The organism is Cupriavidus sp. 8B (genome assembly GCF_054589115.1).
This window is the reverse complement of the sequence record NZ_BAAILO010000181.1, coordinates 1-14,307: the sequence shown is the minus strand read 5'-3', so window position 1 is coordinate 14,307 and position 14,307 is coordinate 1. Positions and strand designations below refer to the sequence as shown.

General features: G+C 62.3%; 13 protein-coding genes. 4 read left to right on the top strand and 9 right to left on the bottom strand.

Annotated elements, in window-relative coordinates:
- Nucleotides 1-124: 124 nt before the first annotated feature.
- The 4 genes from ACYP5B_RS18005 to ACYP5B_RS17990 are packed head-to-tail and all read right to left on the bottom strand — an operon-like array spanning nucleotide 125 to nucleotide 5,983.
- A complete protein-coding gene (locus tag ACYP5B_RS18005) occupies nucleotides 125-1,063 on the bottom strand; it encodes a dihydrodipicolinate synthase family protein (protein WP_459570582.1) in 939 nt (312 codons plus the stop codon).
- A 41-nt stretch (nucleotides 1,064-1,104) separates the two neighbouring features.
- Nucleotides 1,105-1,890, bottom strand: a complete 786-nt coding sequence (locus tag ACYP5B_RS18000) for an SDR family oxidoreductase (RefSeq protein WP_459570581.1) — start codon at nucleotides 1,888-1,890, stop codon at nucleotides 1,105-1,107.
- 45 nt (nucleotides 1,891-1,935) lie between these two features.
- Nucleotides 1,936-2,907, bottom strand: a complete 972-nt coding sequence (locus ACYP5B_RS17995; protein ID WP_459570637.1) for a Bug family tripartite tricarboxylate transporter substrate binding protein — start codon at nucleotides 2,905-2,907, stop codon at nucleotides 1,936-1,938.
- 55 nt (nucleotides 2,908-2,962) lie between these two features.
- On the bottom strand, nucleotides 2,963-5,983 hold the full coding sequence (locus tag ACYP5B_RS17990; protein ID WP_459570580.1) for an FAD-binding and (Fe-S)-binding domain-containing protein: 3,021 nt from the start codon (nucleotides 5,981-5,983) through the stop codon (nucleotides 2,963-2,965).
- 236 nt (nucleotides 5,984-6,219) lie between these two features.
- Between ACYP5B_RS17990 and ACYP5B_RS17985 the strand changes: the two genes are divergently transcribed.
- From ACYP5B_RS17985 to ACYP5B_RS17970, 4 genes are all read left to right on the top strand, one after another.
- The gene (locus ACYP5B_RS17985; RefSeq protein WP_459570579.1) at nucleotides 6,220-7,125 is read left to right on the top strand and encodes a LysR substrate-binding domain-containing protein; all 906 of its coding nucleotides are present in this window, start codon (nucleotides 6,220-6,222) and stop codon (nucleotides 7,123-7,125) included.
- Nucleotides 7,126-7,538: 413 nt separating this feature from the next.
- Complete coding sequence (locus ACYP5B_RS17980; protein ID WP_459570578.1) at nucleotides 7,539-7,715, top strand: hypothetical protein; 177 nt, start codon at nucleotides 7,539-7,541, stop codon at nucleotides 7,713-7,715.
- Nucleotides 7,716-7,756: 41 nt separating this feature from the next.
- On the top strand, nucleotides 7,757-8,275 hold the full coding sequence (locus ACYP5B_RS17975; protein ID WP_459570577.1) for an MFS transporter: 519 nt from the start codon (nucleotides 7,757-7,759) through the stop codon (nucleotides 8,273-8,275).
- A 568-nt stretch (nucleotides 8,276-8,843) separates the two neighbouring features.
- The gene (locus tag ACYP5B_RS17970; RefSeq protein WP_459570576.1) at nucleotides 8,844-10,187 is read left to right on the top strand and encodes a cation:dicarboxylate symporter family transporter; all 1,344 of its coding nucleotides are present in this window, start codon (nucleotides 8,844-8,846) and stop codon (nucleotides 10,185-10,187) included.
- Nucleotides 10,188-10,248: 61 nt separating this feature from the next.
- Here ACYP5B_RS17970 and ACYP5B_RS17965 read toward each other — a convergent pair whose 3' ends face one another.
- From ACYP5B_RS17965 to ACYP5B_RS17945, 5 genes are all read right to left on the bottom strand, one after another.
- Nucleotides 10,249-10,509, bottom strand: a complete 261-nt coding sequence (locus tag ACYP5B_RS17965) for a hypothetical protein (RefSeq protein WP_459570575.1) — start codon at nucleotides 10,507-10,509, stop codon at nucleotides 10,249-10,251.
- Nucleotides 10,510-10,819: 310 nt separating this feature from the next.
- Nucleotides 10,820-11,527 (bottom strand): ribonuclease activity regulator RraA, encoded by a 708-nt coding sequence (locus ACYP5B_RS17960; protein ID WP_459570574.1) that lies wholly within the window; start codon nucleotides 11,525-11,527, stop codon nucleotides 10,820-10,822.
- Nucleotides 11,528-11,569: 42 nt separating this feature from the next.
- Nucleotides 11,570-12,355 carry an SDR family oxidoreductase gene (locus tag ACYP5B_RS17955; protein ID WP_459570573.1) on the bottom strand — a complete coding sequence of 262 codons (786 nt, stop codon included), beginning with the start codon at nucleotides 12,353-12,355 and terminating at the stop codon, nucleotides 11,570-11,572.
- A gap of 13 nt (nucleotides 12,356-12,368) precedes the next feature.
- Nucleotides 12,369-13,571, bottom strand: a complete 1,203-nt coding sequence (locus ACYP5B_RS17950) for a pyridoxal phosphate-dependent aminotransferase (RefSeq protein ID WP_459570572.1) — start codon at nucleotides 13,569-13,571, stop codon at nucleotides 12,369-12,371.
- Between the two features lie 255 nt (nucleotides 13,572-13,826).
- A partial coding sequence (locus ACYP5B_RS17945) for an amino acid ABC transporter ATP-binding protein (RefSeq protein ID WP_459568512.1) occupies nucleotides 13,827-14,307 on the bottom strand: 481 nt, incomplete at its 5' end.

The following is a 14,307-nucleotide window of genomic DNA, read 5'->3' as shown; positions in this document are numbered from 1 at the left end:
CGTGCGTCGCGCCCATGCAGAAAAAGGCGCGGTCGTCCCTGCCTGAATCTATTGGTGTTTGCGTGTTGGGATGGGCTGACAGACCGTGCGGACCACACGAAGGTCCGCACGCTCGGCCAAGACACTAGCTCACAAGGCCCGCAGCCCTGCGATCGCGCTTGGCAAGTCTTCCCAGCAAGTGATCAACTTCCTGCCGCGCCTGCACCGACATTGCCGCAGCGGGCTTGCGTTGGGCGGCAGACGACAGAATTCCACGTCGCATCAGCACGTACTTCCGCACAGCGAGGCCGACTCCGGGTTGCTGCTCGTATCGCAGCAACGGAAGGTGCGCATCGAACAGATCGTGCGCCTCTTCACGTTTGCCTTCTGCGGTGAGGCGCACGACATCGCACAGCATGTCGGGGAAGCAATACCCGGTATTGGCACCGTCTGCGCCACGCTCCAATTCGTAGTCCAGGAACAAGCCGTTGTTCCCGCACAGGATGGAGATATACCTCATAGACCCGTCCTTCTCGAAGGACCGCAGCGCAGAGATCTTCTCAAGACCTGGCCAGTCCTCATGCTTCAGCATCACACAAGAGGGCAGCTCTTGCACAATGCGGCGGATCACCGATGGTGTCATCTGCACGGAGAATGTGAGGGGATAATCCTGCAGCACGAAAGGCACGTTCGAACCGATCGCCTCGACCGCCTGTCGGTAATAGGTAACGATCTGGTCGTCCGTGCGCAAAGTGTTTGGCGGCGCAATCATGACTCCGGCGGCGCCTTTTTCCATCACGTCCTGAGTTAGCGCGCGCATGGCAGCAAACCCGGGCGCAGAGACGCCTACGACTACCGGCATGTTTCCGGCGCGTGAGATCACACGGGCTGCCACGTCGATGGACTCCGCATGCTCGAGCTTGGCAGCCTCGCCGAGCTGGCCGAGCACAGTCACCCCGGTTGCCCCGCAGCCGAGATAGAAGTCCATCATACGATCGATCGACGACACGTCAATCGCGCCGTCGTCGAAAAAGGGGGTAGGCGCGATGGGAAAGACGCCTTTTGCTTGGGTCGTGAGCGGCATGGATTACCTCGTGAAGTATGAAAGTTGTCTTGGTGCGTCGTTCAAATGTTGCCGATCAGCCCGCCATCCACCCGAATGGTGGACCCGGTGACATAGCTCGCGCAGTGACTTGCAAGGAAGGCAACCACCTCGCCGTATTCCTGCGGTCGCCCGTAACGGCCGACCGGGATCGAAGCCGTGCTTTCTGCAGACACGGCTTCAACCGCCCTGCCCTCTCGCTTAGCCTTCGCTTCGTCGAGAAACTGGATGCGGTCCGTCGCAATGCGGCCGGGCAGGACAATATTGACGGTGATGCCATCCGCGCCAACCTCCCGGGCCAGGGTCTTGGACCAGCCCACCAGCGCCAGGCGGAGTGAATTCGAAATGCCCAGGTTCGGGATCGGCGTGATCACGCCAGACGAGGTGCTGGTGATGACTCTTCCCCATTGCCGCTCGCGCATGCCAGGCAGCACCCGGTCAGTGATGGCAATCACCGACAGCACCATGCTGTCGAAGTACTTGCGCCAGGTGGCCGTATCCTGGCCCGATGCCGGCGTGGGGGGAGGCCCGCCGGTATTGTTCACGAGGATGTCGACCGGCCCGAGTCGTTCGCCAATCGCGCCGAGGTTCCGGTCGATGGCGTCCAGGTCCACCAGGTCCCACTCGAGGGCGTGCGCAATGCCGCCAAGCTCGCGAATGCTCGCCACGGTCTTCTCGGCGGCTTCCTTGTTGATATCCGCCACAGCCACCTTGACGCCTTCCCGCGCCAGTGCGACTGCAATGGCCCCGCCCAGGCCACCGCCCGCGCCCAGCACCAGCGCCACCTTGTTCTCAATGCCCAGATTCATTCGAACTCTCCATGTTTTCGGCCACCGTGCGATGGTCGCGCAAAATTACTCGTCCAGCGAGATGTTCCTTGTGACCACAAGCTTCTTCATTTTTTCGATCTCCACGCGAATCTGCGTGACGTACTCGTTCGGACTGCTGGCGATCGGCTGGGCGCCGGCCTTCTCAAGCCGCTCCCGCACAGGCTTTTCGGACAGCGCCTTCTTCACGGCCTCCGCCAACCGCGCAAGCACGGGCGCCGGGAGATTGGCCGGTCCGACGAGGCCATACCAGGCCTGGTCGTCAAACCCTTTCAGGCCGGCCTCTACCATCGTTGGCACTTCGGGATAATCCGACACCCGCTTCGGTGCAATCACACCCATCAGGCGCAGCTTGCCGCCGTCGATGAAAGGCTTGGAGGAAGGCAAGTTGTCCACCAGAATCGCAACATTGCCCGCCATCACATCCTGGATCGCGGGACCGGCGCCACGGTACGGAACGTGCGCGATGCGGGTGCCTGAGCCGGCCTGGAACGATTCCCCCATCATATGGTTGATGCTGCCCTTGCCGGAACTCGCAAAGCTGTACTTGTCCGGATTGGCCTTGAGCACGGCAATGAACTCTTGCAAGTTCTTCGCGGGGAAGGACGGGTTGACGGCGATGATGTTGGGCGTCGCGGCGATGTTGGAGATCGGCGTGAAGTCGGTCGGCTTGTACTGCAGCTTGGGGCTGGTCGCGGGCAGCACGACAATCGTGCTCACGGTTCCGATACCAAGGGTGTATCCGTCGGGATTCGCCCTCGCAACCTCAGCAGTGCCAACCATTCCGCCAGCCCCGGCCTTGTTCTCAACCACGATGGGTTGCCCGAGGGCTCGCGTCAGCGGTTCGGAGATAATGCGGGCAACGATATCGGTGGTTCCGCCGGGCGCGTAAGGCACGATCAGCCGGATTGGCCTGGTCGGGTAAGTCTGGGCCTGCGCGCCCGCGGCAATACCGCAGGCGATCAAACCAGCGACGATTGCTAGTTTCCTGAGTGTCATGTCTGTCTCCAAAGTGTCGCCCTTATTGAGGGTCTGAAAATCTGCGGTCTGAGGGTTAGGCGCTTGCGATCTCTGTGTGTGAGAGTTCCGACTCAGCGGCCTTCTCAGAGATGTCTTGTGGGCTACCGGCCTGCCCACGCTCCGCGGATCGCCGATGCGCCAGCAGGAGCAACTCGGCAAGATGCATGACTTCCCGGCCAACGCCGTGACGGATCTGCTCCCGGCAACTGAAGCCGTTCGTCAACACCACGGTCTCTCTCGCCGCGGCGCGGATTGCCGGGAACAGGACCTCTTCGCCAATCTTCATGGAGAGCGCCTCGTGATCCGGATGGAAGCCGAAGGACCCCGCCATGCCACAGCATCCGCTGTCGAGCAGCGTCCATTTCGCGCCCATCTTGTCGAGCAGGGCCTGCTCGCCTTTTGTACCAAACAGAGACTTCTGGTGGCAGTGCGCGTGGACGATCACCTCGGCATCCAAAGGAGGCGGGACATAGCCGTTCTCGTTCAGGAAATCGGCCAGCAGCCAGGTCCTGCCGGTCAGCAGCTTCGCGCGTGGATCATCCGGGAACTGCCGCTGCAGTTCGTCCCTGAAAACGGAAAGGCAACCGGGCTCAAGGCCCACCACGCCGACCGCGTCCCCGGACTCCAGCATGGGTGCGAGCGCGTCGAGCACGGACGCCAGCTTCGCGCGCGCAAGGTCGAGCAAGCCAAAGTCGTAGAGCGGCCGACCGCAACAAAGGTTGCGGGAAGGCGGCAAGGTCGCCGCAAAGCCAGCATGGCCCAGGACTTCCACAGCGGCATGGGCGATCTCCGGATGGAAATTCTCGGCAAAGGTATCCACCCACAAGATCACACGCGGCAGGCTCTTGCCGGTTTCTGCCTTCGCGCGCACCAAACTGTTCGCCTCAAAGCCCTTGCGGAACGGTGTGGAAGCGAGTGCTGGCAACTCCCGGCTGGAAGCCACGCCCGCTATGCGCTTTGCGATTGCGCGTAGAACCGGCGTCTGCGTGAAGAAATTGGCAATCCGGGGCAAGCGCGCGACCACCGGCGCCCAATCGCCGATTCGCCCCATAAACAGCGCCTGCCTGGGGCGGAGGCGGCCCTCGTAGTAGTGCGACAGGAATTCGGCCTTGTAGGCCGCCATGTCCACGTGCGTCGGGCAGTCGCTGCGGCATCCTTTGCAGGAGAGGCACGTATCCAGCGCCTCCTTCACCGCCTTGCTCTTCCATCCGTCGGTGATCACCTCCCCTTGCAGCATCTCCCAGAACAGCCGCGAGCGGCCGCGCGTCGAGTGGCGCTCCTCGCGGGTCGCGCGATAGCTGGGGCACATGGTGTTGCCCTTCTGCGTGCGGCATCGCCCCATGCCGACGCAGCGCTCCACCGCCCGCTGAATGCCGTCACCCTCGGGGCTGCGGAAGGCCAGCTTCGTCTGCAACGTCACGAGCTTGTACTCGGGGCCGGCGCGCAGGTTCTCGTCCATCCGGTTGGCATGCACGACCTTGCCCGGGTTCAGGCGGTTGTGCGGATCCCAGATGGCCTTGAAACGCTCCATCGCTGCCATCAGCTCCGGGCCGAACATGATGGGCAGGAACTCGGCCTTGGCTTGTCCGTCGCCATGCTCGCCGGACAGCGAGCCGCCGTATTGCACGACCAGCTCGGCCGCTTCGCGCGTGAACGCGCGCCACTGCGCGATGCCTTCACGGCTCGACAACCGAAAGGTGATGCGCGAATGGACGCATCCATCGCCGAAGTGCCCGAACAGCGAGGTCTTGTAGCCGTAGCGGTCAACCAGCACCTGGAATGCGCGCAGATAGTCGCCCAATCGCGCGGGATCCACCGCGGCATCCTCCCAGCCGACCTGCGGATCGGGCTCGCCGGGCTCGATGGAAAGCTGGGTTGCGGAAGAACCTGTTTCGCGGATCAACCAGATGCGCTTCTGCATGGCCGGATCCGCCACCAGCCGCGTCGACGGCCGAGGACCGGCGGTGCGCGCCTGGAAATACTCGCTTGCCCGGTAGGCCTGCTCGATGGCGTCCTCCGTGGAATCACCGCCGAACTCAAGCACGACCCAGGCATCGCCCTCCGGAAGCAACGCAATCTCCTCCTGGCGCAGGCCGCGTGCTTGCAGTCCGCGGATGATCTGGCGGTCCAGTCCTTCGATGGCGATAGCGCCGAACGGCGCGTACTCCGGGACAGCGTCGGCAGCCAGGTAGATGTCCGGGAAGCCGAGTATCAGTGCCACCCGTTTCGGTGGACTCTTGACCAGGCGGATACGGGCGCGCAGCGTCAAGGCGCAGGTGCCCTCGGTGCCCACCAATGCGCGCGCCACGTTGAAACCGTTCTCGGGCAGCAGCTGGTCGAGGTTGTAGCCTGATACCCGCCGCTTGATATCCGGGAAGCGCTGGCGGATGCGCGCCTGCTCGCCGTCCCGCAGGTCGCGCAGCGCGGCGTAGATCTGGCCTTTCCGGCCACCCTCGGCAATGATTTGCGCCAGCTCTACGTCGCTCGTCGGGCCCACCCAAAACCTTTCTCCCTCGTACGTGAGGATTTCGAGTGCCTCGACGTTCTCCAGGGTCTTTCCGGCCATCACCGAATGCGCACCGCAGGAGTTGTTACCGATCATTCCGCCCAGCGTGCAGCGGCTATGGGTAGAAGGATCCGGCGCGAAAGTCAGTCCGTGGGCTTCGGCCGCTTCCCGGAGGGTGTCGCAGACAATGCCAGGTTCGACCAGCGCCGTGCCTGCCACGGGATCCAGTTCGAGAAGCTTGTTGCAGTGCCGGGACAAGTCGAAGACAACGGCCACGTTGACGCACTGGCCGTTCATGGAGGTCCCGCCTCCGCGGGTCAGCACCGGTGCCCCATGGCGACGGCAGATCTCGACCCCAAGCACGAGCTCGTCAATCGATTCTGGCACCACCACCCCGATCGGCACCTGGCGATAGTTGGACGCATCGGAGGCATAAATAGCGCGATGAGCTTCGTCAAACCGGACCGAGCCGGCGAGCCGGGCCCGCAGATTGGTTTCGAGGGCGCGCCAGTCCGTGGCAGGAGTCTTTGGGGAATGAATTTGCCGCATGGGTACCGTCTGAAGTGTCTCCGTCTCTTGCTCGCGAGATGCAAGAGCCATTTGATTAGCGTTCTCCGCCGGGGTTTACCCTCTGCCCGCCGCCAATCTTTCAGGAATCCGTAGAATGAACGCCGTCCGTCGTGGATGAGGCAGAGGTCAGGCAACTTCGCTCTGTTGCGTCATTCTGGGCAATTGCGGCGTGTCTCACAAACGAGTCTTTTCTGGGTTATGCAGGAGTATTTGGAATGAATCCGCGCAAGCTGACGCCATCGATGTCACTGCTGCTCGCGTTCGAGGCCTCGGCACGCCACCTTAGCTTCACCCGGGCGGCCGATGAACTGGCGACGACACAGAGCGCTGTCAGCAAGCAGGTCCAGGCACTGGAGGAACTGATCGGTGTCAACCTGTTTGTACGGACAGGGCGGAAGATTGCTCTGTCCGATGTCGGCGCCATGTACCAGCGCGAACTGGCCAGCCACCTCGTGGGAATCCGGAACGCGACGCTGCAGGCCATCGCCTTCCGGCATGGCGGTGGCACGCTACATCTCGCCTTGCTCCCCACGTTCGGCTCCAAGTGGCTGCTGCCCCGGCTGAACCACTTCTATGCCAGACACGGGCAGGTGCTGCTGCACGTCCATTCCCGCATCGGCCAGATCGACACCAGCAAATCCGGGATGGACGCATTCATCGCCGTGGGCGACGGCCATTGGCCGGACTGTACCGCGCACCTGCTCCAGCACGAGGAACTAGTACCGATCATCAGCCCCGCGGTGGCAGCGGCCACGCCCGTCGCCAATGCCCACGACCTGGCTGGCCAGCTTTTGCTGCGGGTCACGGCACGGCCTGACACGTGGCGGCGCTGGTTCGAGGCGCAGGACGTCCAGGCCGGGCGGCTGAAGTACGGCCCCGAGTTCGAGCTCACCTCGCACCTGATACAGGCGGTTGCTGCAGGGATCGGCGTCGGCCTGGTGCCTCGGTACTTTATTGCGGATGAACTGCGAGCGGGCACGGTGCAGATTGCCGTCGATGCCGGCATGCCGGGAAACCTGGGCTACTACCTGGTTTATCCGAGCAACCGCGCCACCTACCCGCCCCTGGTTCAGTTTCGGGACTGGTTGCTGGAGTCAGTCAATCAGCAGACCGTCGACTGAAAAGCAACCAGGTTCCGCCACGAGCCGCACTCATGCGTTCCGTCCTGAACAGCCGGCGCCGCAAGGGCACCATAATCACCGGCCACGCCCCCCCGAGTCGCTTGCGCGATTGCGTTTACGAGCTAATGCTTGTTCCCATGTCACCTCCGCGGCGACGGCAGCAATCACGGCTCAACGGCACGGCCTGCCTCGGGCAATCCTGGTCGTACGAGCGTTGTTGCTGCTGATCCGCCTGGTACAGGGCTTCTTCGCCGGCGGCGAAGTGAGCGCTGCTGCGGCGTGCATGACCGAATCCGCTCCCGCGCGGCAAACACGGTTTCTGCGGTTCGTTCACGCAGGTGGGCGTGGCGATCGGCGGTGCCCTTGCCGCGACCGATTTCGGCCTGACCACTTCGCCGCTCGGTAGCGGAGCCATGAACACCTGGAGCTGGCGCATCCCGTTCCTGACCGCGATCTCGATGGTATTGATCTCCTTCATGGGGCCCAGGCGCGTGGAAGAGTCGGCGGCATTCCAGCAGTTCCAGCAGCATAGCGAGCCGCCCAGGGCGCCGCTCAGGGAAGTGCTCAGCCAGCACACGCCAGCCGTTTGAGGGTTCTGCTACCAGCCTTCGGCCAGAATGTCGGCTGCTGGGTGAGTCTAGTGTTCATGAACATCTACCTCACGACGCACCTGGAGTACGACAAGGCAACCATCTACTGGATCATGGCAGTCGCCAGCCACTCCATGGTCGTAATGATGCCCTTCTGGAGCGACCTGTCTAACCGCATGGGCCGCCGCAAGGTGCTCGCCATCGTCTTCGTGGTCTATACCGTGTTGGTGTTGCCGATGATGATGCCAATGAACCAGCAAGATATCGGGCTGGCCTTCCTCGCCATGGTCGCGGTCGCATTGCCGATGCCGATCGTGCAGTCCGTCGGCTATCCCACCTACGCAGAGCAGTCTCCGACGCGTGTGCCCTATTCCGGCATGGCCTTCATGCTTCAACTTTGGTGCCATCCTCGGCGGTGGCTTAACACCTTTGTGGCCACGGCCCTGATCGGCTTCACGGGCAACCGGCTTGGCCCGCCGTTTCTGTTGACGGGCGGCTCGGCCGTCGCATTGCTTGCGTTGCTCGGTACCAGGAAGACCTCGCGTAAAGCGCGGCAATGACGCCGCTGCCGTCCCGCAGAACCGGCGGACGGCAGTTGCCCCTTTCCTGACGCTGCCCGACCGGGCCGCCCATGCTCCGACGCGCCGTGCCGGAGCGCCATCCGAGGCCGGAAAGATAAATATTCTTGCTGCTCAGCGGCAATATTTATCGCTTTTTTCCGCCCTCACTTGACCCTAGACTTCTGGACTCGACGATCCCACTGAAGGCATTGCGCCACGCCCCATCCGGGGCGCGTGTTTCGCACACGTGATTCCGCAGGGCCGACAACCGATCGCCGTGCAAGGGCACGCAACATGCCCTGCACACACAGGCTTCATCCTGACCCGAGCACAAAACAAGAACAACATCGGGAGAAAGACGCTATTTGGAGACCAACATGACCCCTGCACGCACCGTGGCACAAGCGCAGCCCCCCCCTATCGCATCCCGCATATTCGCGCCCCAGAGCAAACATCAGGCCGCCCCGGCTGACGGAACTGTTCCCGGTCAGCAGGGCTGACCACTCAGCAGAACTGACGCCCTTCTCTCAGCGCTTGCCTGGCAAGCAGCCACAACAAACGTATCAAGATGCAAACTGCAGACCTAGCCCCCGCCCAAAGCCCGATTGCACCTGCGCAAGCCGCCGACACCCCAAAAACATGCCGGAAACGCATTCCGCTTGTCTGGCAAATTGCCATCGGCCTTGTGCTCGGCATCCTAGTCGGCTATTACCTGAACGCCAATCCGGCACACCGGGACTGGATGGTTGCGGAAGTCCTGAAGCCGTTGGGCGATATCTTCATCAAACTGATGAAGATGATCGTGGTGCCCATCGTCTTCTGCAGCATGGTAATCGGGATTGCCGGCTCGGACGAAACCAAGTCGTTCGGAAGCATGGGCGCGCGGGCCATGCTCTATTTCTTTGGCGCCACCACGGTGGCGATCGTAATCGGCCTGCTTGCGGCCAACCTGTTCCATCCCGGGTCCGGACTGGCAGCGTCTGAGCTGCTCCACGGCGAACACGTAAATGCTGCGGCGCGCGCACAGTCTGCGGAGGGCAACGTCCTGAAGATTGCGCTGAACATCATTCCGGACAACGTCACGAACGCCATGGTCGAGGGCAAGCTCCTGTCTATCATCTTCTTCGCCGTGATGTTCGGCCTCGCGCTGAACAAATTGCCGCGGGAGGTAAGGACGCCGGTTATCGGCTTCCTGCGCGGCACCGCCGAGGGCATGTTCCGCCTGACAGGCATGATCATGGCCTACTCGCCGATTGGCGTGTTCGGGATGATCGCCGTCACCATCTCGACGTTCGGCTTCGCGTCGCTGATTCCCCTGGCCAAGCTGATCGGCGTGGTCTACCTGTCGCTGGCGATCTTTGCATTCGTGGTACTGGGCCTGATCGCCCGGTACGCCGGCGCCAACATCTTCAGCCTGATCAAGTACTTCAAGGATGAACTGATCCTCGCATTCTCGAGCGCCGCGTCGGCCGCCGTCATGCCCCAACTGATGCAAAAGCTAAAGGACTATGGCGTGCCGCCGCGCATCGTCAGCTTCGTTGTGCCGGTGGGCTATGCCTTCAATCTCGACGGCGCGTCCATCTTCCTGGGCGTGGCCACGATTTTTGTCGCGCAGCTCTATGACATCAACCTGACCATCGGCCAGCAAGTCATGCTGGTGGTGACCATGGTACTCACTTCCAAGGGCGCGGCGGGTGTCCCCGGTTTTGCGCTGCTGATCCTGTCAGCGACGCTGGCCAGCGCCGGGCTGCCGCTCACGGGTGTCGCACTGGTTGCCGGAGTGTTCCGCATCATGGAGATGGGTACGACGACACTGAACGTCCTCGGCAATGCCGTGGCACCGCTAGTGGTGGCGAAATGGGAACGGTCTGGTAGGGATGAAGCGGCTCTGGCGGATCCTGTTCGTACTTAGGCGCTCGCTGCCGGTTATCGTTTCGGAGAAGAACGAGGAAAGGGGGCATTGCCCCCTTTCTTCATTTCCAGCAGATCACTTCGCAACCACGAACCGCCTCGTCCACGTGGTCGGCAACCGAGACCGGCACAACGTTCACAACCCGGATCGCCTGCACAACTGCATCGAAGCTCGTCACGATCGAGTATCCGCCTACGGTCATCTTCGCTGCCAGAGCGGACGGAATCGGAGAGTACCGCTTGTCCCCGATCACATTGCCCTGCGGAAGCTGATGGTTGCTGATGGCTGAAGCGGCGGTTCTTCCCCCGTCTTCCAGCGGCATGCCATAGTCATACACGTTTGACAGCACCTGTTAAGGGCACGTGAAGATATGTGGCCGCCTGGTGTGCCGATTACCATGGCGATCTAGCCATCCTTCAACAGAATCGTCGCCGTCATCGAAAACAACGGGCGCTAGCCTGCGGCTACCCCGCATTGGCGTCGCCGCCAATAACTTTTCCTGGGCGTCTTCTCGGTATGCATTTGCCGTCAGTAACAATAGAAATTGTTCTATGGGGTAGCAGGTGGACAAAAAAAGACCTCATGGCCGGTGTTATTCACCAGCCATGAGGCCCTGATTTAGTACAGCCTGCTCAGTCCTTGCGCTTGCTCGCTTCGTACTTGGCCTTGTTGGCTTCGTTAGGCGGATAGAGGCCCGGGAGCTGCGCACCGGCTTCCACCTCACGCATGATCCAGCCCTCGAAGTTCTCCTGCTCGACCGCCGCGTCGACGATCTCGCCGACCAGCGCTGCCGGAATGACTACCGCCCCATCCAGATCGGCAACGATGACGTCATCCGGAAACACCGCAACGCCGCCGCACGCAACCGGTTGTTGCCAGTCAACGAAGGTGAGGCCAGCCACAGACGGCGGCGCTGCGGCACCGCTCGCCCAGACCGGCAAGCCCGTGCCGAGCACGCCGGTCAGGTCGCGGACGACACCGTCAGTCACCAGCGCGGACACGCCGCGCTTTGCCATGCGCGCACACAGGATATCCCCCCAGATCCCCGCATCCTTCACGCCCATCGCGTCGACCACGGCGATGCACCCGGCAGGCATCTGCTCGATCGCGCCGCGGCTCGACTTAGGCGATGCCCAGGATTCTGGCGTAGCCAGGTCCTCGCGCGCCGGGACAAAGCGCACAGTAAATGCACGTCCGACCACGCGCGAGCTGCCTTCGGCAAGCGGAAATGCGCCGCGGATCCAGACATTGCGCAGCCCCTTCTTCAGCAGAATGGTGGTCAGGGTGGCCGTGGTCACACCCGCCAGGGCCTTGAACATTGATTCGTCGTTTGTCGCCATCAGTTGCTCCTCATTGTATGGAATGACAAGTACTCTGGAAAATCAGATCGCCTGGACCAGGCCACCGTCCACCCGGATGGTGGTGCCGGTGATATACGACGCGCGCTCGCTCGCCAGGAACGTCACGGCATCAGCATATTCTTCCGGACGGCCATAGCGCCCCACGGGAATCGTAGCAGCGCTTTCGGCCTGCACCGCGGCGGCCTCGCGTCCTTCGCGCTCAGCCTTCGCGTTGTCCAGGAACTGCGTCCGGGCCGTTGCAATGCGTCCTGGAACAACCACGTTGACCGTGATGCCATGGGCAGCTACATCGCGGGCCAGGCTCTTCGACCAGCCCACCAGGGATGCGCGTGTCGCGTTGGACAGCGCCAGGTTCGGGATAGGCGCAATCACGCCGGACGAGGTGCTGGTGATGATCCTCCCCCAGCCCCGCTCGCGCATGCCGGGCAGGATCAGGTCGGTGATGCCGATCACCGAGATCACCATCGAGTCGAAGGCCGACTGCCATGCCGAAGGTGCATGTCCAAAGGCGGGTCCGGGCTTTGGCCCCCCGGTGTTGTTAACCAGGATATCAATGCCGCCGACCTCCGAGAGCACCGCCCGGGCGCCGCCCGCCCACTCCTCCCGCACGCCGAGGTCCCATACAAAGCAGTGGCTGCGCCCTCCGGCCGCCCTGACCCTGTCGGACGTCGTTTTCAGCGCCGCCTCGTCCCTGTCGGCTAGGCACACCTCGACGCCCTCGCGCGCTAGCGCCAGCGCGATGGCACTACCCAGGCCGCCGCCAGCACTGAGGACCAGCGCCCTCTTTCCCGAGATTCCAAGTTCCATAGTTCTCTGTTCTTCAGTTCAGTTGCGAGCACGCTGCGCGGATACGCTTGCACGCTTCTGCAAGGCGCTCGTTGGATGTTGCAAAGGAGATGCGGAAGTGGCCGGGCCCGCCGAAGGCACTCCCCGGTACCGTGGCCACATGGGCGTGCTCGAGGAAAAACCGGCTCACATCCACATCCGAGCCCATCACCGTTCCGTCAGGCGCCTTTCGCCCGATCAGTCCCTCGCAGGACGGGAACAGGTAGAAGGCCCCTTCCGGACGCCTGCAGTTCAGTCCCTCGATGGCGTTGAAGACATCGAGACACATATCACGGCGTTCGCGGAATGCCTCATTACGCGGGGTCAGGAAATCCATCGGTCCCTCGAGTGCCGCCAACGCGGCGGCCTGGGAGACGGAACTCGGATTGCTGGTGCTCTGCGACTGGATCGTGCCCATCGCCGAGATGATTTCCCGCGGCCCGCCGGCGAAGCCGATGCGCCAGCCCGTCATCGCATACGCCTTTGACACCCCGTTCACCGTCAACGTCCGGTCCCTCAGGGCGGGGACCACTGAGGCGATCGTCGTAAACGGCCATCCGTCATAGCGGATGTGCTCGTACATGTCGTCCGTCATCACGTAGACGTGCGGGTGGTCGAGCAGCACCTTGCCGAGTTTCTCCAGCTCGGCCTTGTCGTAGCCCGCACCAGTCGGGTTGCTGGGTGAGTTCAGGATGACCCACTTCGTACGCGGCGTGATGGCCTCGTGCAACTGTGCTGCAGTGATCTTGAATCCCTGGCTCTCGCCGCACAGGACCTCCACCGGCGTGCCGCCGGCCAGTCGCACCATATCCGGGTAAGACACCCAGTAAGGCGCGGGGATGATCACTTCGTCGCCAGGATTGATCGTAGCCAGCAACGCGTTGAAGATGACCTGCTTGCCACCCGTGCCAACACTGATCTCGGATGGCTCGTAGGAGAGGCCGTTGTCGCGCCAGAACTTGCGCGTGATCGCGTCCTTCAGCTCGGGTGTGCCGTCAACGTCCGTGTACCGGGTCATGCCATTGTCGATAGCGAGTTTTGCCGCGGCGTTGATATGGTCTGGCGTGGAGAAATCGGGTTCTCCTTGCGACAGGCTGACAACGTCCAGCCCGCGTCGCCGCATATCGGCCGCAATCTTGGTGATCACCAGGGTAGGTGAGGGCTTCACCGCCTGAAGTAAGCTGGCTAGCAATTGCATTACGCATTCCTTTGTGATGAAACATACGCGGATCCCGCACATGCCTTGAGCGAGAGCGAATGCATCGATCGTAGTGTCACGCAACGCAAAAGAAAATCAATATATATTCACGCCAGTGGCCAAATAAATCGATTAATCAATTAATCGATTTATCAATTGTGCAGACGCGACAAACATCAGGCGAGCGGATGCGCCCTGCCCTGTGGCCAACGCGAGCGCGCCTTGGACAGAGGGCATTGTGTCTGCAGGAGACTGTCAGTGATGCAGGATCTTCGACAGGAACTGCCTAGCCCGCTCGGAGCGCGCCTCGATATTGCCGAAGAACTCTTCCTTGGCGCAGTCCTCGACGATCTTGCCCTGGTCCATGAAGATCACGCGGTTGGCCACCTTGCGCGCGAAACCCATTTCGTGGGTCACGCACATCATGGTCATGCCTTCCTGCGCCAGCTGCACCATCACGTCCAGCACTTCGTTGACCATCTCCGGGTCCAGCGCGGAGGTCGGCTCGTCGAACAGCATGCAGATCGGATCCATCGACAGCGCGCGGGCAATTGCCACACGCTGCTGCTGGCCGCCCGACAGCTGGCCCGGGAACTTGGCCGCCTGCGCCTTCAGGCCCACGCGGTCCAGGTACTTCAGACCCTTGGCGGTAGCCTCTTCCTTGGAGCGGCCGAGCACCTTCATCTGGGCGATGGTCAGGTTCTCGGTGATCGACAGGTGGGGGAACAGCTCGAAG